Here is a 20,656-nt window from a genome sequence, read left to right as displayed (position 1 = left end):
TCCTTCGAAAGAAGCACTATAATCAATCTTTCATAGAAGTATAGTCTCCGAAAGAAAGACCACAGCCCTACGAAACAATTTGTGTACCTGAAGATAATATCCTTTATTATTAACACACTACCTCATTCTGATACAGAGAGAGGTTTACAATAAACTTAAAAAAGATAATTCAAAAGGCAATTTTACTTAGTCTTTTTCTTTCTCGATAATAAATCGTTCAATATATTCAGACGGTAACATACCAAACTCCTTTTTAAAACAAGAACTAAAATACTTAGGATCATTAAAACCTACTGCATAAGCTAATTCGGAAACACGAATATTGATCCCTTTTTCTTCCATAATCCTACAGGCTGCTTTCAAACGAACATTACGTATAAAAGAAGAAGTATTCAAACCTGCTAAAGACTTCAACTTTTTATATAAAGTAGATTTACTAGTTAACATTTCATCCGCAAATTGCGCTTGATCAAAGTTGGGATCTTCTAAGTGGTTATTTACACAATTAATAGCACGTTGAATAAAATCCTCATCCAAACTGGTATAATTTAAATCTTTCACTTCAAATACAATTTGATTTTTAAAATCATGTGCCATTCGTGCTTTATACTTTAACAAATTGCGAATACGTGCATGAAGAACTGTCAAATTAAAAGGTTTACTAATAAATGCATCCGCACCAATTTCATAAGCTTCCGCTCTATCCTCTTCCTTATTCTTAGCAGTCAATAAAATGACCGGTATATGACTAATCTCCAAATGCCCTTTCACATATTTACAAAATTCTATCCCATCCATTTCAGGCATCATTATATCAGATACAATTAAATCAACATCTTCATTTTCTAATACTATAATACCTTCCTTCCCATTTTCCGCAGTGAAAACATTATATTCGCGGCCCAATAGTTTTGTCATCAGGTTTAGTAATTCCTCATTATCTTCCACTAACAATATGGAATTGGCTTTTGTCGCCAATTCTTGGACTTCAGCAATAACATCTTCCGGTGTATCCTCGTAATCAATAGCTGTTTGCCTCAAAGAAATAACTTCGTCATCAATTTGCTCTTCATCATAATAAGAACGCTCAATAGGGATTCGTACAATAAACTCGGTACCATGATCTACCTCACTTTCTACTGAGATTGTTCCCCCATGCAATGTAACCAAATCTTTTGTTAATGAAAGTCCGATGCCCGTACCAATAGTATTAAATTTACGATAATCCCCCTCATAGAATCGTTTGAAAAGAGTTGCTTGTTTCTCTCTTGAGATACCCTTTCCATTATCTTTAACCCTCAATAACACAAACTCTCTATCTTCTTCATCATAAGATAAAGTTACTTGGATAAATCCATCTTCTTTATTATATTTAGCGGCATTTGACAATAAATTATACATGATTTTATCTAACTTATCTATATCAAAGTAACCAACAATAGATTCAGGGTCACAAAGAAGTGAAAAATGTATCTTACGTTTTTTCACTAAAGGCTTAAAGCTTTCAGTCCCTGTTCTTACAAAAGCAGCAAGATCTCCTGGAGAGACTCGTAACTTCAAATTACCAGTTTCCGCTTTACGAAATTCAAGAATTTGTTGTAACAATCGAATTAGTCGCTGAATATTACTATTCATTACAGTATATAAGTCATTATGACTAGGTGCCTGTGTTTTCAACTCATCAACTGTTGCCGAAATAATTGTTAATGGAGTTAATAATTCATGGGTAATATTAGTAAAGAACTGCAACTTAGCGTGATTTAATTCTTCCGCCTTTGCCTTCTCCATTTCACGAAGCCGTAAGGCATTCTGAAGCAATATACGTTTTTTAATTGTACGGTAAATTAAGACACCAATAACCAATACCAATACCATATATAATAGATAAGCCCACCAAGTTGCCCAAAACGGAGGAAGGACTACCACTGTGAATTCACGTACATAACCACTCCATTCTCCGTTTTCATTCGTTGCTTTCAGTTGAAACGTATACGTTCCACTTGGCAGATTGTTATAATAGGCAAAACGACGATCTGCATCCGTATACTGCCAATCCCGGTCAAAGTTCTGGAGACGATAAGCATACCTGTTCAGTTCAGGATTCTTGTAAGTAAGAGCAGCAAATTCAATGCTAAAATTATTGTATTTATAGGGAAGTTCAATCTTACTTGTATAGGTAGGCATTACCGGAGAAATCTTCTGCTGTAGCTCAACCGGCAAGTTTTTAAAAGAGTGGTTGAATATTTTAATATCTGTTATCAGGAAATTAGTTTCCTGAGATGGGATTTCCATTTTATCGGGAAAAAAACTATTGTAGCCTTTATGGCCTCCAAAGAAGAGTTCTCCATCACGGCTACAAGACGAATTGACAATAAAGTTATCTTGTAGTCCATCAGCAGAAGTATATATACGAGTCGAAAAATCATTTCCAACAGCAGCCACATAAAGTTTCACCAGTCCGGAAACTGTTCCCAGCCATAAATTTCCACTTTTATCTTCTTCTATACTAACGATAACATCTCCCGGAATGCTATATGTCCGTGTCTTTTCTTCAAACTGTCCCGTGCTACGATTATAAAGGTATAATCCTCCTCCCTCTGTCCCCGCCCATAATCGTCCAAAACGGTCAATATGCATGCAGAGAACTGTATTCGTGATTAATTTACGGTTATGAAAACTATAATTCTCATACTTCAGCGTTGAAGGTTGCCGAACATCTCCCGTTATATGAATCACACCAAAATTGGATGTAGCCAACCAAACACTGTTATCCATATCCTGCACGATATCTCTTACATATATCCATCCAGCAGACAAGCTATCATTAAAATTCATTGTTTCGAAGCGATAGTCAGTACCATCAGATAAACGGACTCCTATTCCTCCACGCGTACCAACCCAGCAATTCCCTTCATAATCTTCATATAAAGCCGATACACAATCTGAAGTGAGAAAAGCACTATTCTTCGTTGTTAAGTGCTTCACCTTCTCGCCTTTCCGATAGACGTAAATTCCTCCGTTATACATACCAAACCAGATATCACCACTTTTTTTACGCTGAACAACCGCAAAAAGAGAAGGCAAATCTTTTACACCTGAAAATTCCGGTATATGTGAATACATCTTTAGTTCGCCCGTCACATACTCTCTACGCGCTAATCCGTAAGTTCCAACTCCAATCCATAAATTTTGATCTGAATCGGCAAATAACGTACGAACAGAAGTTACCGGAATATCTTCATCACCGAAATTAAGTGTATGCAAAGCAAATGCAGGTTGCCGTGTATCAGCCATCAAAACTCCACCGCCAATGGCTCCTATCCACATATTCTTCTGACTATCACGCATAATTGAATTTACTTCGTCAGAAGGAATACGATAATCAGATTTCCCTGATTTATAATTAATAAAGGAACTCGACTCATCAAGTCTTAAAATACTTAATCCACTGCGTGTACCAACCCATAAAGTATGAGTATTTATATCTTCAGCTATATCATATACTATATTATCGGATAAACTTGAATCATCGCCATTTTCATGCAGGAAACTTTGGTAAGACACATTCTCCATATCTTTAGGATTCCGTAGTTTAAAAAGTCCATAGCCCCAGCTTCCTACCCAAATATCTTTATTACTATCTTCATAAATAACATGAGAAGAATATTGCTCATTAATTTTGGGATATACTACTACTTTATCTGTAGATGGAGAATAACGAAATAACCCTTGTGCCCAAGTTCCAATCCAAAGATCGCCATCTGAATCTTCTAATAAAGATTTGATTGTAACATATCGTAGCCTGCCATCTCCAAATTCATCTCCACAGACAACAAAAGTGTCTTTCTCCGGAACATAGCGGCATAAGCCATTATCAGTACCTACCCAAAGAGTATTATCACGAGTCACACATAGTGCAGACACTACATTATTAGATATGGATGGCGCTTTGTACTTTTTGATCTCTCCTGTTCTCTTATCCATCACATTCAATCCTTCCGATGTACCAATCCAAAGATTATTATTATTATCATCAACCAGGCAAGTGATGCTATTAGTGGTCAATAAATCCGGAGAATAAAGATTGGATTTATAAAGCGTCGTTTCATATCCATTATATTGGCATAATCCATTACGAGTAGCGAACCAAATAAATCCATCTCTATCTTGATATACTTTTTGAACTTCATTGGTTGGCAGTGAATGTGGAGCGGAAAGTTGCTTAAATTTCAAGTTATAGATAACTTCTTCAGTTGCCGACAGCAAAGTGAAGTTAAAGAGCATGAATGAAATGAAGAAGCCTAACTTATATAAGAAAGTAGTAATTCTTGTGTTTTTCATATAACCAGATTTTGTTCGTTCAAACGCAAATATAATAATCTTAATTTATATATACGACCAAAATTATGAATAAAAAGATTAATAAACAACGACTAAATAATAGTATAGACAGATATACTGATAAGTAGAACATTTTGAAGGAAAATTCGCCTTAGTAAGCAACCACTAATAGCAATTATTCCTACAAAAAAAGACAGTGAAAGCATGCCTCCACTGTCTCTTCTTTCATTTTTATAATATCACTGAAATAGAATTGTTTTTGTTTCTTTTGCAGATAATTGAATTATTACCTGTTTCTTATCCTCCGAGATACGAATAGATTTGACAGGACTCAATTCCTTCTTGGAAAAGGTATTCTTACCATCATTCTTTTTCCATAATTGAAGCATTACATAGATTTTACTGTCAGTTAGTTTATCAGAAGTCATAATCAAGCCACACTGATTACTTACCGGATGTAATCCCTCCGGATACATTGTATATACTTTATTCCAACCAGCCAATGGTATCATTGCAAGCTCATATTCTCCATTAGACAAAACTGGCACTTCCTGTCTATCTACTTTCCGGGATGTTTCTTGGATATTTGTATTCAGACGGGGAAGAGAATAATGTCCTAAACATATCTCTGTCGGCTCAGATACTGAAACCTTATCCACTCTCAGTATTCCGTTTGGCAGCGGAATATCAGCCAGTTGGTACTTTACAGTACTATCTGTTTCGAGCACAGCATCACGACGGTAAATACCATCTTTAAAACTCTGGAATGTATAAAGCCGTAATACCTCCCATTCACCTTTCTTGTTCTTTGTTCCGTAATTCATGGATATTTCCCCGTTATTTCCGTCCGCCATCCACGGAAATTCCGTGTTGTAAGCCAACTTATTGTAGTTTTCTGTACTACGGAACTTTTGCCAGTCCTTTGCAACCGTTTCATGACACCATGAGCGCATCTCGGAAGCACCACTATTCGGATAATTCGTTATTAGCAAATTGGTTCCCGGTTGAAACTGATTATACACATTTCCTTTTTTCAGCTCTTTTTCCCAAGGGCCAGTATTTTCTTTAGCAGTCCAAAACTCAGCATCTTCCGGCAGCAACAAACTTAGGAAAGCTTTACCACACCAGTATACGCTACCACGACAGCTATAGATCTGTACGGCAGGAGCAAAAGGCTCGTAAAAGCCCATTGTCGGAACACCATCTTCTAGAAATTCCGGTCTTTCCAGAAATTGTAATAAAGTAGAAGATGCTATTCTTCTTATCCACCCATAATTTACTTCACCGCTCTGATCATATTCAAGCAAAGCAAGTGGGGCAACTGACGCAAAACGATAGCAGATACTTCGTCCCCACATATTCATCTTACCATCCCGACTGAACATATACGGATAGTTAGCTACCATATCATGTTGATTTGCCAAGAATTGCTGTGCCAACTGAGGATACTGCTTCTTCCCAAACATCTCCGCCCAGATAGGGCCATAGGTCTGGTATGCCCATGCACTGTAATAGTCATAAGCCGGAGCATCGTTGTACCAGCCTTCTCCACGATAACGTGCCAGGAGTTTCTTTAAGTTTGATTCTAAATAATCATCATTCACGACATAGCCCTGATCTTTCATAAAACTTAAGATAAACACATTGAAGAACATCCAGTTGGAACCGATAGTCGGTCCCTCTCCATAACTCAGCATGGTCGCAGCAAGCGAATCCTTTTGTGATTTCGTCAACGGGTCCCACAAAATAGCCTGGGCTGCTTTCATTGAAATAGCCAAAGAGCCTAACTCAAGTAAAGTCTGACTGGGACCTCCCTTACGATGAGGAATATAACTCTTACTTTTCGGATTAGAGAGATTCACCAATTGATGCCGATAATAGTCTGCCACCTTTATTCCGTTCATCACTAAATCCGGGTTATCTTTCAAAAGAGGAGCAGCCACAAACAAGGTTCGTGCCAGTCCCTCCAGCTTGGCAACCGGAACTTGTCCGTCATTATTGGGATATGTTTTGTCCAGTTGCTTCGGAAAGTACATCTGATCGTCCAATGTATGAATATAATTGAATGCACCTTGCAGCAAATATTCGCCCGCCTGTATCCAATGTTGGCGTGTCATTCCTGTATAAGGACTTCTTTGATAATCCGGTTGCTGTACGGTAAACACATTTTCTTGTGCAGCAACTGATCCCCCCAACAAAGAGAGAACAAACAATGCAAGGATTCCTGCCACACTATTTTTTAAAGCTCTCCTTCTCATTTTATTTCTATTTTTTGATCCAACAGTCCGTTAATATATACACATAATACACCTTTATTATACTCCCACTTTAGCTTGAAGCTTTCATACTTTTGTGGAGTGTACCACTTACCACCTGTACTGCGCGAAGTTGTTTTCCAGCAATCAGATGTTCCGAGTATATTGGAACTGGTATACACCTTTCCTTTATATCTCACTTCCGGCTTCATCGTTTTCCCATCCAGATAATACTCAAGATCACCCAGTTGCAAAAGTGTGCCTTGATAATGAGCGGCATCAAGAGTGACCGTTTGTTCCAGTGTAAAAGCCTTCTTCGGGTTGAACTTGAAATTCTTCTCCGTTACAAGATTCTTTTTCTTCTTTGCATCCGGAAAGCCTTTAAAATCACAAGCAATTCCCGTGCAGTAACCTTGCGGATAACGTGAGCTGACAATCCAATCATAATAATTGCCGAACATCCACGTAAGTCTCAAAGGTGAATCTTCCGAACCAGGTATTATATAAGGACGGACATTATTATACTGCGAGTCTTTCGTGACTGCTTCTGTAGAAGCAATCTCCCCGTCTTCATTCAACACAAATTTTATAATCTCGTAGACTTTCCCCTGTTTTCCATCCACAGGCAGCGAACAATACACATGATTAGTATTCGACGGATCTATAGCCATACCGGCACTATAACATTTTTCCAGATTAGGGGTCTGATGAAAATGACCGCCGGCATTGGCTAGAAATGTCATCTTCCATTCGTGCCCGTTCCACTTCGCATAGTAGTAATCATGGGAGTTCTTATCACTGCTGATACGTACCATGGCAATAACCGGATGATTATTCTCATCCGAAGCAACCTGCCACACCCAATCACGCGCCGACGAATGATCGACCAAAGTAGATGGATACCGGCGTACATAGTCAGTCGTCTTGTTCACTTTAAAGGTACCGTCGGCAATAGCCGAAAGAATATTTCCCCTGACATCCTTCAGCTGCAAAGAGCGGATGTCGATATAATTAAAATACAGAAAATTAGGTTCCTCATTGTCCGGATGTCCGGTCGTATAAGCAAAATAAATCTTATCCTTTCCATTCGACATATACTTGGCATAAGGACGGGCACCTGTAGACTTCACTATCTGATAAGGCCCCCAGTCTACCTTTACCTGATCATCCTGATCGGGCAACGACAAGCGGGCAACAGTAGGATGCCAGCCAATCCCCCGCCAACACAGATAGATATGCTCCGGATCATCCGACAAGATAAACGGAGACGGATAAGTGGTATTATCCTTCGTTTTAATCACCTTTTCATCTCCCAGTGTCGTTATGTCTCCGGGAGTGCGGGAGATACGATAATAGAAACAAGACTCATCCGTATGGCGCGAATAAAAGATCATGATCCGTTCGTCCGGCAATACCAGAAACGTCGGATTATTATGGTCATCCGGCTGAAAATAAGAGCGGATCAACACCTCATCCTGCCGCTTCTTTTTAAAGTCATACTGCATAGCTTTAATATTGCCATGTACATCAATATAACCGATATATGTCTTGTTTATCGTACCTTTTTTATTTTCATAATGCAAAGCCCGCGGATCGGCAAACCAGCACCAGGCTCCTTCGGCAGTTACTTCATGCCCTTGTGCCGGCCATAAATGACAGAATAAGTATAAAATCAGAAAAGGTAAAATCAGTTTCGCTCTCATAGTAATAATATATTTTTAGATCAGTGCAAAAATAGTGCTTTATAATCAAAAGGATATCCGAATACCGTTCATTAAAGTCTAAATTTAGTTCACAACTTCTATTATGAATGATAATTATCCCCCTTTGACAGATATGTGACCCTTCTTTTATTCAGATAAGACCTATCTTTGTAGCATACGAACTAATAATTATATCTACCTATCATGAAACATTCATTCATCAGAATTATTCTATTTAGTTTGTTCCTTATCGGAACGATGCAAGGTGCAGCACAGAATAAAAAATCAGGCAATCCTATTCTGCCCGGATTCCATGCCGACCCCGAAGTATTGTATTCCCATCTGACAAAACGTTATTATATTTATCCTACCAGCGATGGTTTTCCGGGATGGGGCGGAAGTTATTTTAAGGTCTTTTCATCGAAGAATTTAAAGACGTGGAAAGAAGAAACAGTTATTCTTGAGATGGGCAAAAATGTCTCCTGGGCAAATGGAAATGCCTGGGCTCCTTGTATCGAAGAAAAGAAAATAGACGGAAAATATAAATACTTCTTCTATTACAGTGCCAATCCAACGACCAACAAAGGCAAACAGATAGGGGTCGCCGTAGCAGATTCCCCTACCGGACCTTTCACCGATCTGGGTAAACCAATTATCACCTCCTCCCCCACAGGAAGAGGACAGCAGATTGATGTGGATGTATTCACCGACCCTGTATCGGGCAAAAGCTACCTTTATTGGGGCAACGGTTATATGGCAGGAGCCGAACTCAACGACGATATGCTGTCCATCAAAGAAGAGACCATCAAAGTTTTAACGCCCAAAGGGGGAACCCTGCAAACTTATGCCTACCGTGAAGCACCTTACGTGATTTACAGAAAAGGAGTTTACTATTTCTTCTGGTCTGTTGACGATACCGGTTCACCGAACTATCATGTGGCTTACGGCACTGCCCGGTCACCACTCGCCCCGATTGAGGTAGCCAAAGAACCGATCATACTCATCCAGAATCCGGAAAAAGAGATCTACGGCCCTGCCCACAATTCTATCCTGCAAATACCCGGAAAAGATAAATGGTATATCGTATACCACCGTATCAACAAGAATCACTTGAAAGACGGACCGGGCTGGCACCGTGAAGTATGCATCGACCGGATGGAATTCAATCCGGACGGAACAATCAAACCGATCGTTCCCACCCCATAACAAAGAAACGAGCTATTCATTCTAAAATAATACCAAGATGAAAAACATTCTGACTGCAACATTCCTGACTTGCCTCTGCATCACAGGAAATGCACAAATTAATCATGGGTATCCTATTGACCCTGTACCTTTTACCTCCGTCAAAGTGACGGACAGTTTCTGGGGACAGCGCCTTCAGGCGAGCCGTGAAGTAACTATTCCTCTGGCATTCAGCAAATGCGAAGAGACAGGGCGTTACGAAAGCTTTATAAAAGCGGCCCATCCCAGCGATACATATAAAGTAGAAGGATTCTCTTTCGACGATACCGACGTATACAAAACAATAGAAGGAGCCAGTTACTCCCTGCAGACCTATCCGGACAAGAAGCTGCAAAAATACATCGACAGTATACTCGTCATTGTTGCCGGAGCCCAAGAACCGGACGGCTATCTCTATACCGCCCGTACCATGAACCCGAAGCATCCGCACAACTGGGCAGGAAAAGAACGCTGGGTAGCCGTAGAGAACCTGAGCCATGAATTCTACAATCTGGGGCACATGGTCGAAGGAGCCGTAGCGCATTATCAGGCTACCGGAAAGCGAAACTTCCTTGATATTGCCATTAAATATGCCGATTGTGTCTGCCGCGAAATCGGCAACGGGCCCGAACAAAAGAAATATGTACCGGGACATCAGATAGCCGAGATGGCTCTAGTCAAGCTCTACATGGTGACAGGAGATAAAAAGTATCTCGATCAGGCAAAGTTCTTCCTGGATACCCGTGGATACACAAGCCGGAAAGACGCTTACAGTCAGGCACACAAACCCGTAGTAGAGCAGGATGAAGCCGTAGGACATGCCGTGCGTGCCGTTTATATGTATTCCGGCATGGCAGATGTGGCAGCCATCACCGGCGATAGCAGCTATATTAAAGCGATTGACAAAATCTGGGACAACATCGTCTCTAAAAAGATTTATATAACCGGAGGTATCGGTGCACGTCACGCAGGCGAAGCATTCGGTAACAACTACGAACTCCCCAACCTGTCCGCTTATTGCGAAACTTGTGCGGCTATCGGCAATGTGTATATGAACTACCGTCTCTTCCTGCTTCATGGAGATGCCAAGTATTTCGATGTGCTGGAACGCACTTTGTACAATGGTCTGATATCGGGTGTATCACTGGACGGAGGTTCTTTTTTCTACCCCAACCCACTGTCTTCCAGCGGAAAATACAGTCGCAAACCTTGGTTCGGTTGTGCCTGCTGCCCTTCCAATGTCAGCCGTTTCATCCCGTCGTTACCGGGATATGTGTATGCCGTGAAGGACGATCAGGTATACGTGAACCTCTTCCTCTCTAACAAGGCCGAGCTGAAAGTGGATAAGAAAAAGATTATTCTGGAACAGGAAACCGATTACCCATGGAAGGGAGACATCCGTCTGAAAATAGCGCAAGGCAATCAGAACTTTACGATGAAGCTCCGTATTCCCGGTTGGGTACGTGGAAATGTACTGCCCGGTGACCTGTACGCTTACGCTGACAATCAAAAACCGGTTTACCGGGTATCCGTCAACGGACAGACAGTAGAAAGCGACGTGAACAACGGCTATCTCAGTATCGCCCGCAAATGGAAAAAAGGAGATGTAGTAGAAGTACATTTCGATATGCTTCCCCGAATAGTAAAAGCAAATCCGAAGGTAGAAGCCGACCGCGGTCGCGTTGCCGTTGAACGCGGGCCCATCGTGTATTGTGCAGAATGGCCGGACAACAGATTCAATATACACAGCGTACTTCTCAACCAACATCCGCAATTCAAAGTAACAGAAAAACCTGAGTTACTTTACGGTATCAATCAACTAACAACCGATGCACAGGCATTAAGCTATGACATGGCAGGAAAGTTGGTAGCTAAAGACGTAGAACTCACTCTAATTCCATATTATGCCTGGGCGCACCGTGGTGAAGGTGATATGGAAGTATGGCTACCCATCGATGTAAGTGCCACTTCAACACAGCTACAGGAAGCAGGAGTATGGGAGGATAACGGATTCTTTAAGAATTAATACGAACGTTTTGAAATGAAGAATGATGAATGAAGAATTACTTTGCAGCATGATAGCGCAGCCAATTCTTCATTCTTCATTCATCATTCTTCATTCTTCATTTCCACGCAGTTTTCAAGCCTACGTCGCCTGACAAGCAAAATCTTATATAAACAGAGGAAAAAATCAATCAGCCAATATCCTCACATTCGGCGAAGGAACCCGGAACCAATATTCCGTCCATCTTCTTTCCTGTCCCGGAACCGTAAAAGATAATTTGATTAGATTATCATGCAGTCGTTCCACACTGATTTCATTCTTTGTTCCTTGTGTAAAAGTAGGATCAAGCGATCTGTCCACCATTTCCACATAAGTGTTATCCGACGGCAGACTGTACTCACCTTGACAATAAATAACTGCATTTGACTTGCCATCCATACCGGCTGTCATTATATTCATGAATGTTTGGTCAGCCGACACAATCTTTAATACAGGAAATAACAGTATTTTATATCCATGTTCGCCCGGCTGTACGGAGCAACTTTGCCATACTCCTTGCAAAGACCTGTTTTCCACTTCCTGTCCCAACGGCACCACAAGTTCGGGGAAATTAGGCCTCGGTGTATCCTTTTTAGACAGATTAAACATGATCGGAGCAGTGAAACGTACTTTCACCGCCTCACCTCTATCCATTCCCGGTTTCCATTTAGGCATTGATTTCACTACACGTAACGCTTCTTCGTCCAACAAGGGGTCGACTCCTCTTATAACTTTGGCCTGATCCAATGTTCCGTCTTCCATAATGACGAACTGCACAATCACACGACCGGAAATCCCCTTCTTTTGTGCTTCCACAGGGTACTTGATGTTTGTAGACAGAAACTTCATCATAGCTTGTATCCCTCCCGGAAATTCCGGCAGTTGATCGGGCATCAGATAAACTCCATCACTATCCACCTTCTCCACAGGCTTCTGCTGGGCAAACGAAGGCAGGCATACCAATAATACGAGAAACAGACCGAATAATTTTGTGTTCATAACTATCATATTTAAAGGTTAAACAATTACCGCAAGATAGTGTATTTTTATTGAAACACAGCAAGATTCGTCTGTTTCTTTTCACATAATGAAAAAAATATCAACGCGCTACCAGTACAGCACCTCCTTGCGACCGAATCTCCAGCTGCACTTTACCATTCTCCTTCACCTTCAGCGATGTAAGTTGCGGCTCCTCCTTCTTGTCATCCTTATAAAGAGCCACCGTCTTTCCGGCAAACATATCCAGATCCAATTTCAGTTTCAACGGTTCCTTTCCGGCATTCACAGCCGCCAGATACCAGATATCTCCATGCCGACGTGCCAACACGACATATTTACCCGGATAACCATCGACGAACCGTGTTTCATCCCACGTTGCGGGTACTTGCTTCATAAAGTCCATACAGACAGCCGGAACATCGTTCAGATTGTTCGGAGCCAATGCAAAGTTCTGAACCGGATTCTGGAACAGAACGGTAGTCGCCAACTGGAACACATCCGTAGTCCAGCGCGTCGTACCGCCGTCATTATTACGGTTCAGACGCTTGTTCAGGAAACAACCGCCAAACTCCATCGATCCCACCGTATTGCGGATAAACGGATGAAGGCATGTATTGAATGCTTCCTCATCGCAGAAATGCTGGTTGAACACCATATTCTCCGATGCCAGCACCGCTTCACTACCTACATAGTTCGGATACATACGTTCCCATCCGCGAGGCAATGTACAGCCATGGAAGATAACCATCAATCCATGATCGTCCGCATCACTCAGGATATCTTCATACAACCGCATCGTCTCCTGCTTGTCACCTCCGAAGAAATCGACCTTGATTCCCTTCACACCCAGACTTTGCAGCCATCTCATTTCACGTTTACGGATGATCGCATTGTCCATCCGGTTTACCGGCCCCTGTTCAATGTCATTCCAATAACCGGAAGAACTATACCATAAGAATAATTCCACTCCCTTACTACGTGCATACTCAACCAGTGACTTCATACGCTGATGTCCGATTCTCGTATCCCACCAGTTGTCTATCAACACGTACTCATATCCCATCACCGAAGCCAAATCAATATAACGCACCTGATCATCATAGTTAATACTTCCGTCCTGCCAAAGAATCCAGCTCCATGTACCGCGACCGAAACGATACTCATGTTTCGTTTCATAAAGCGGACTTACCACGTCCCACGGAACAGTCGTTTCTACAATCGGTTTCAGATTATCTCCCACCGTGATCGTACGCCACGGAGTAGCACCGGGCAATGCAAAAGCAGGAGCGACCGTCCCGTTGCCATTATTTTCTTCCGCCATCGGAAAAGCAACCGTATATAGATTTCCTTCGCTCACGTCACTCAACCGGGAACCGCAATAGCGACTGTCCACACCCGTCTCGCTGACCAGTACCCAGCCGGCATCCCCTACACGGAACAAACAAGGGAAGGTATATCCATGTCCATACTGCGAACGTTCGCTCATCGGAGCATCTGCCTTATATTCTTCCTCATAGCTGGGTTTCGTACGTTTCCAGCCTATCATCGCATCGCTCTGCGGACACAGGAAAGTAGTAGTCTGTTCGGGAAAGCGGAAACCTGTCTTTTCCTCATTCACCGTCACACTGGCTCTTCCACCCTGATGCGGCAAAGTATAACGGAAAGCCACATCATGATCACTCACCCGAAAGACAACTCCAAGTTTCTGCCCTTTCTCATTCTCGAAATGACAAGTCAGTTCATTCGCACGGTAATGTACTTCGGAGACCTTAATACGCGTCTGCCGGTAGACAGTGTCGATCTTGTCAACGGAATGTCCGGCCAGTTTGAGATTCTTCGTAAAATCACCGATATTGGTATCCATACCCAAAGGGGACTTCTCCAGCATCGTTTGTCCGTTATAACTGACAGAATAGCAAGGTTTCGTCTCGTTCTGAGCAAATACCGCCAACTGCAACTTTCCGTCCGGTCCCTTTACAACTACATCCTGCGCTGCAAGAGTACCCATACCAAGAATTGCCACCAAAGCACTTACAAGTTTCTTCATAATATTATTCTTCGTTTTATAATTAAAATGCTTTCCTATTATACCGAAAGCAAAAATAGGAAATATAATTATCTCCGCACACAGGCTTCAGGCGTTTGCATGATTTCTCCCCCCTCTTTGATTGATATACAGACATCCCCTCCCGAAACTCCTTATAAAAAGAATCGTTTGACTAAGTATAATCCCGACTTTTTCTATCTTTGTCATCGATAACCATAATCCGTATCCTAATGACGGCAAATAACCGGAAAAACACCAGAATACTCCTATTCCTCATCCTATGTATCAGGATGACGCTGACTGTGAGTGCCGGCGACTTTCTGTTTACGTCGGTCAATACGGCTCAAGGATTGAGTGACAACCAAATACGCTACATGCTCCAGCTATCCGACGGAAGAATGGTGTTTACCACCAACGGGAGCGTCAATCTGTATGACGGCGTGCATTTCAGCTACCTCCACCGCAAGGCAGAAAACGTCTATCCGCTGAAACAGTATGACGGATACTACCGCATCTATCAATGCGGGGATTCTCTTCTGTGGATCAAAGATCGTCATAAACTGATGTGCATCCATCTCCCTCAAGAAGAATACATTGCCGACCTCGACTCTTATTTTCGGGAAAGAGATATACACGAACCGGTAGAAGACCTTTTCGTTGACCATTCGGGACGTATCTGGCTGCTTACTTCGCGGACATTGCAGGAACTGAAAACAGGCATCCGCATGGCTCTGCCGGAACATGAGCAGCGAAAGCTACAGGACGTAAATTCAGACGAACGCGCGATTTATTTATTCTATCACACGGGCGAAGTAGCCTGCTACGATCCGAAAACCGGCAAACGACTGTACGAACGGGCAGCTTACCCCGCATCCGAACGGGAGAACTTCGGGTATACCTCTCTTGTCGTTAAAAGCGAGAAAGGATTCTACCAGTTGCGCAATGGACGCAAAGGAGGACTATTCTACTTTAATCCGCAAAACCGGACATGGCAAAAGCTGTTCGAGCAAGACTACACGCTCAACACCTTAATCGTCACCCCACAGAGCGAGAAAGCATACGTCAGTTGTTACCACGGTTTCTGGATCATCGACCTCAAAAACGGGGAACAACAGTATATTCCCGTACTGGAAACAAAGAAAGGACAGCTCGTTTCGACCGAAGTCAGCACCATCTTTCAGGATGCTCAGGGCGGATTGTGGATCGGCACATTCAATCGGGGATTGCTCTATCATCACCCTGCCATGCACAAACTGCTGAACGTCAGCCGTACTTCTTTCCCCGTATCACCGGAAGAGGATGTAACCGTCGAAGCCTTTGCGGAAGACGACGACCACCACATTTATCTGAAAAGTCATTCTAAAATCTATCAGTTGACGACCGACAAAGAAGGTGCCCGTATCCTAGTGCCTGTATCAGCCTCATCGATTTCTACAGAAACTGCAAGAGCGCTGAACCGGGGAAGTGGAAACCAATCGTACAGAAACCAATCGTACACCGCTTTATGCACCGATTCACGAGGATGGACATGGGCAGGAACAGCCGACGGACTGGAGCTTTTCACTGATAACGGGCAAACGCCGGACCACACAGCCTCCCCCCGTGTCTTCTATCGTGAAAACGGACTGAGCAACAACTTCGTGCAGGCAATCATCGAGGATAAGAATAACAATATCTGGGTGACTACCAGCAATGGTATTTCGCGTATTCATGTCCATCCGGAGAATCAGGAGGTCGGTTTTACCAATTTCAACCAGTTAGACGGCGCATTGGAAGGAGAATATATGCAAGGAGCCGTCTTCGAATCTTCCGACGGCACACTTTATTTCGGAGGCATCGACGGCTTTACCATTTTCTGCCCCGACCAGGAACTCGCCACTCCGGGACTGCCCTACAGACCGGTCTTCACCACCCTGCGTCTATATGGTGAGAAAGTCAACACCGGAGAAAGGTACGGAAACCGCATCATCCTGCCCCAAGCTGCTCCTTATACCACGAAGATAGAACTGGACTACAACCAGAACTTTCTGACCTTCGAATGTTCGGCACTGAACTACGTGAACAGTGAACGTACCTATTACCGCTACCAACTGGAAGGAATCGACAAACAATGGATGAACGCCTTCGCAAGCGGACAAGGGAACGCAACCGTCGGCAATGGTATCCTGCAGGCATCTTACACCAATCTGCCACCCGGAGAATATACATTCAAGGTTGCCGCATCCGACAACCTGTTGCAATGGAACGAAAACATCACAAAGATACAGGTCACCATCCACGCCCCTTGGTGGAAAACGACTACTGCCTACGTTCTGTATACAGTCGCCCTATTACTGATCGTCTCAGGCAGCATCCGCCTCTATATCTATCAGACAAAGAAAAAGATGGAACAGCAACATAAAGAAGAAATTCTGCTGCTCCGTATCCGCAACCTGATAGAACAATGCAATAACTATGAGGCCGAACAGAAAAACCGTTCGGAGAAAAAGGACTGCCCCCATCCTGCCTGCGATACGAACGCGACAGCATCTGATAATGGCTCAGCCTTCCTGGTACAGGCCATCGAACTGGTGGAAAAGAACCTTGACGTAAGCGGCTACTCCGTAGAGCAACTGAGCCGTGACCTCTGCATGGAACGTACCGGACTTTACCGCAAGCTAGTGACTTTGCTCGACCAGTCTCCCAGCCTGTTCATCCGTAACATCCGTCTTCAACGGGCAGCACAGTTGCTTGCCGAAGGCCAACTGAGCGTAACTGAAATAGCGGAGCGTACCGGTTTCAGCAGTTCCAGCTACCTAAGCAAATGTTTTCAGGAAATGTACGGGTGCCGTCCGTCGGAATATGCGGAGAAAGCGAAGAAATCAACCTGATTGTTGTTTGTTTCAACCTGGCTATTGTCAGCGAGAAGCCCTTCCGCCCTACCTTTGCCGTATCATAAAGCACTTTTAAAAACCATGAAAATGAATCTTAGAAAAACAGGCATCCTGCTGGCATGGGCAACGATCATTGCCGCAAACGGTACGGCACAAAACGTACAACGCACCTCCCAAGGCATCAAGTATGCAGCACAAGGGATGGACGTCAGTATAGAATTCTATTCGCCTACTATCGTCCGGGTATATAAAACACTAAGCGAAACGGCTTCCGACAAGGAAAGCCTCGTCGTCACCAAAGCACCGGAACAGACCTCGGTTTCTTTCGGTGAAAAGGGGAAAAATGTGACATTGAGCAGCAATGCCATCCAAGTGGAAGTGAACCCCGCAACAGGTGGTATCCACTTCTTCGATACGGCAGGACAACGACTGCTGACAGACAAAGACTACGGAACGCAGTTTACTCCTTTCAACGATGCCGGCGTCCCGTCGTACAATGTCCGGCAGGCTTTCTTGCTGGATAAAGACGAAGTCATCTACGGTTTGGGGCAGCAGCAGACAGGGAAAGTGAACCAGCGTAATCAGAAACTCTTCCTCCGCAACCAGAACATGAGTATCTGCATTCCTTTCATTCACTCTATCAAAGGCTATGCCCTCTACTGGGACAATTACTCTCCCACCACCTTCCTCGACAACCCGCAAGAGACATCCTTCGACTCGGAAGTCGGTGACTGTGCCGACTACTACTTCATCTACGGCGGCAACGCCGACGGAGTCATAGCCGGAGTACGCGACCTGACAGGTCAAGCTCCTTTGTATCCTCTCTGGACTCTCGGATTCTGGCAATGTCGCGAACGCTACAAAAGTCCGGATGAACTATGCGAAGTCGTAGACAAATACCGTGAACTGAAAGTTCCTCTGGACGGAATTATCCAGGACTGGCAATACTGGGGTTGCAACGAAAACTGGAATTCCATGAAATTCCAGAATCCCCGCTACATCAACAAAATGGGTGATCCGGAATACATGAAGTTCCTCCCCAACGGAGAGGACAAGAATGCCAACTACGGAACTCCCCGCATTAAAAGCCCCAAAGAGATGATAGACTATGTACACAAGCAGAACGCACATATCATGATCTCAGTATGGGCCTCCTTCGGACCGTGGACGGAAATGTACCAGAAGATGGACAGTCTGAAAGCACTGCTCCACTTCGAGACGTGGCCGCCCAAAGCCGGAGTCAAACCTTACGACCCATATAATCCGGCAGCACGGGATATCTACTGGGCGGCGATGAAAAAGAACATCTTCGATCTGGGTATGGATGCATGGTGGCTCGACTCCACCGAACCGGACCATATGGATATCAAAGACCAGGACTTCAATACACAGACCTATCTGGGGTCTTTCCGCAGAGTACACAACGCCTTCCCCTTAATGTCCAACAAAGGGGTATACGAACACCAACGCGCCACCACTTCCGACAAGCGCGTATTCCTGCTCACCCGTTCTTCTTTCTTGGGACAGCAACGTTATGCTTCGCATTCATGGAGCGGTGACGTCGTTTCGACCTGGGACGTGATGCGCAAGCAGTTAGCTGCAGGACTGAACTATACATTATGCGGCATCCCCTACTGGAACACAGATTTAGGCGGCTTCTTCGCATGGAGATATAACAATAATGTCAACAACATCGCTTATCATGAATTGCACGTCCGCTGGTATCAGTGGGGAGTATTCCAGCCTATCATGCGTTCGCACAACTCCAGCCCGGTAGCCGTGGAGATATACCAGTTCGGCAAGAAGGGCGACTGGTCTTATGACGCACTGGAAAAATACACTCATTTACGTTACCGCCTGTTACCCTACATTTACAGCACTTCCTGGGAAGTGACCAGCAAGGCAGGCAGCATCATGCGCCCGCTTATGATGGACTTCCCGAAAGACAAAAAGGTGCTCGATATGGACACTGAGTATATGTTCGGACGTAATTTCCTGGTTCGCCCGGTAACAGATTCTCTGTATACTTGGCAAGACGAAAAACAGAACGGTCACCAGAAAGACATGAGCAGGATCGGAAAAACCGATGTTTACCTTCCCCAAGGTGCCCGCTGGTTCGACTTCTGGACCGGACAAACACTGGAAGGCGGACAGACACTCCAGCGTGAAGTACCGATTGACATTATGCCGATCTATGTTCGTGCCGGTTCTATCCTCCCCTGGGGGCCCGCCGTACAATACTCTACGGAAAAGAAATGGGATAATCTGACCATCCGTATTTATCCGGGAGCAGATGCTGAATTTACCCTTTACGAAGATGAGTTCGACAATTACAATTACGAAAAGGGTGCCTATTCCACCATCGCTCTGAAATGGAACGACCAAGACCGTACACTAACCATTGACGACCGGCAAGGCAGCTACAAGGGAATGCTGAAGAACCGTAAGTTCAACTTGATAGTAGTGGAACCGGGAAAAGGCTGTGGTAACGGTGACTCAGCTACATTCGACAAGTCCGTTTCTTACAGAGGAAAGAAGGTGGTTGCAAAGTTATAAATTGACAAGTAACAAATATTTAGGCACGGATTACACGGATTTCACGGTTTTAAGAGATTGGATAGACTATTAAAAACCGTGTTAATCCGTGTAATCCGTGCCTAAATAATGGCAAACTACATACTTCTCTCTTCAGAATAAAACACGTTTTCTTATTGTCACTTATCACTTTTAGGTATAAATCACTGATTACAAAATATTTATCGGTGACAATAGCCGGTGATAATAGAGTGATAATACCGCATATCATCCTTCTTATTGTCACTTTCCAAGTGTTATACCATTCTCAGGCTATTAATACCTGAGATGTCACCCATTAACAATTGACCGGTTGATTAAAACCAATCATGCGGTTGATTGAAGCAAAGCGACAGGTGCTCCAGAAAGTTTCAAGCGCTTGAAACTTTAGTTTCTAAGGTATGAAACTATTGTTTCCAATGCTTGAAACTAGAGTTTCTCCTATTTGAAACTTTAGTTTCACCCGCCTGAAACTAATTTTGGAACTACGTGGTATGATTCTTCCTCCTACTTACCATGACCTCCTTCCCCCCTTAACAAAAAAGCTAGTCTGATTTCCTTCAATCGAATGAAAGAGAATCAGACTAGCCGTAACA

At 43.5% G+C, this 20,656-nt stretch carries 9 protein-coding genes; 4 read left to right on the top strand and 5 right to left on the bottom strand.

Going from position 1 to position 20,656, the window contains the following annotated elements; translation table 11 throughout:
- Positions 1-186: 186 nt before the first annotated feature.
- The 3 genes from K6V30_RS06800 to K6V30_RS06790 form a co-directional block, all read right to left on the bottom strand.
- A complete protein-coding gene (locus K6V30_RS06800; protein WP_010536339.1) occupies positions 187-4,341 on the bottom strand; it encodes a hybrid sensor histidine kinase/response regulator transcription factor in 4,155 nt (1,384 codons plus the stop codon).
- Between the two features lie 239 nt (positions 4,342-4,580).
- Complete coding sequence (locus K6V30_RS06795) at positions 4,581-6,599, bottom strand: exo-beta-galactosidase/exo-beta-(1,6)-glucuronidase (protein ID WP_010536338.1); 2,019 nt, start codon at positions 6,597-6,599, stop codon at positions 4,581-4,583.
- A complete protein-coding gene (locus K6V30_RS06790; RefSeq protein WP_070612974.1) occupies positions 6,596-8,299 on the bottom strand; it encodes a BNR repeat-containing protein in 1,704 nt (567 codons plus the stop codon). The genes K6V30_RS06795 and K6V30_RS06790 overlap by 4 nt, the downstream gene beginning before the upstream one ends.
- A gap of 204 nt (positions 8,300-8,503) precedes the next feature.
- Between K6V30_RS06790 and K6V30_RS06785 the strand changes: the two genes are divergently transcribed.
- Both K6V30_RS06785 and K6V30_RS06780 read left to right on the top strand, forming a co-directional pair.
- A complete protein-coding gene (locus K6V30_RS06785) occupies positions 8,504-9,505 on the top strand; it encodes a family 43 glycosylhydrolase (RefSeq protein WP_055269111.1) in 1,002 nt (333 codons plus the stop codon).
- A 37-nt stretch (positions 9,506-9,542) separates the two neighbouring features.
- Positions 9,543-11,549 (top strand): glycoside hydrolase family 127 protein, encoded by a 2,007-nt coding sequence (locus K6V30_RS06780; protein WP_055269110.1) that lies wholly within the window; start codon positions 9,543-9,545, stop codon positions 11,547-11,549.
- A 165-nt stretch (positions 11,550-11,714) separates the two neighbouring features.
- Here K6V30_RS06780 and K6V30_RS06775 read toward each other — a convergent pair whose 3' ends face one another.
- Both K6V30_RS06775 and K6V30_RS06770 read right to left on the bottom strand, forming a co-directional pair.
- A complete protein-coding gene (locus K6V30_RS06775) occupies positions 11,715-12,566 on the bottom strand; it encodes a TonB family protein (RefSeq protein ID WP_055269173.1) in 852 nt (283 codons plus the stop codon).
- A 100-nt stretch (positions 12,567-12,666) separates the two neighbouring features.
- Entirely contained in the window at positions 12,667-14,613 is a 1,947-nt protein-coding gene (locus K6V30_RS06770; RefSeq protein ID WP_055269109.1) for a glycoside hydrolase family 97 protein, read from the bottom strand.
- Positions 14,614-14,843: 230 nt separating this feature from the next.
- Here K6V30_RS06770 and K6V30_RS06765 point away from each other — a divergent pair, with 230 nt between their 5' ends.
- The gene (locus K6V30_RS06765; protein WP_055269108.1) at positions 14,844-17,483 is read left to right on the top strand and encodes a two-component regulator propeller domain-containing protein; all 2,640 of its coding nucleotides are present in this window, start codon (positions 14,844-14,846) and stop codon (positions 17,481-17,483) included.
- Positions 17,484-17,567: 84 nt separating this feature from the next.
- A complete protein-coding gene (locus K6V30_RS06760) occupies positions 17,568-20,042 on the top strand; it encodes a glycoside hydrolase family 31 protein (protein ID WP_081030779.1) in 2,475 nt (824 codons plus the stop codon).
- Positions 20,043-20,656: the final 614 nt, after the last annotated feature.

It is taken from the genome of Bacteroides faecis (genome assembly GCF_020091505.1).
Lineage (GTDB): Bacteria > Bacteroidota > Bacteroidia > Bacteroidales > Bacteroidaceae > Bacteroides > Bacteroides faecis.
Note: the sequence above shows the minus strand (reverse complement) of the source record. Positions and strands in the feature narration are given on the sequence as shown.

Bases quoted from the DNA above. Each gene is read 5' to 3' on its own strand.
- K6V30_RS06800 (WP_010536339.1), bottom strand. From the start codon at position 4,341: ATGAAAAACACAAGAATTACTACTTTCTTATATAAGTTAGGCTTCTTC.
- K6V30_RS06795 (WP_010536338.1), bottom strand. From the start codon at position 6,599: ATGAGAAGGAGAGCTTTAAAAAATAGTGTGGCAGGAATCCTTGCATTG.
- K6V30_RS06790 (WP_070612974.1), bottom strand. From the start codon at position 8,299: ATGAGAGCGAAACTGATTTTACCTTTTCTGATTTTATACTTATTCTGT.
- K6V30_RS06785 (WP_055269111.1), top strand. From the start codon at position 8,504: ATGAAACATTCATTCATCAGAATTATTCTATTTAGTTTGTTCCTTATC.
- K6V30_RS06780 (WP_055269110.1), top strand. From the start codon at position 9,543: ATGAAAAACATTCTGACTGCAACATTCCTGACTTGCCTCTGCATCACA.
- K6V30_RS06775 (WP_055269173.1), bottom strand. From the start codon at position 12,566: ATGAACACAAAATTATTCGGTCTGTTTCTCGTATTATTGGTATGCCTG.
- K6V30_RS06770 (WP_055269109.1), bottom strand. From the start codon at position 14,613: ATGAAGAAACTTGTAAGTGCTTTGGTGGCAATTCTTGGTATGGGTACT.
- K6V30_RS06765 (WP_055269108.1), top strand. From the start codon at position 14,844: ATGACGGCAAATAACCGGAAAAACACCAGAATACTCCTATTCCTCATC.
- K6V30_RS06760 (WP_081030779.1), top strand. From the start codon at position 17,568: ATGAAAATGAATCTTAGAAAAACAGGCATCCTGCTGGCATGGGCAACG.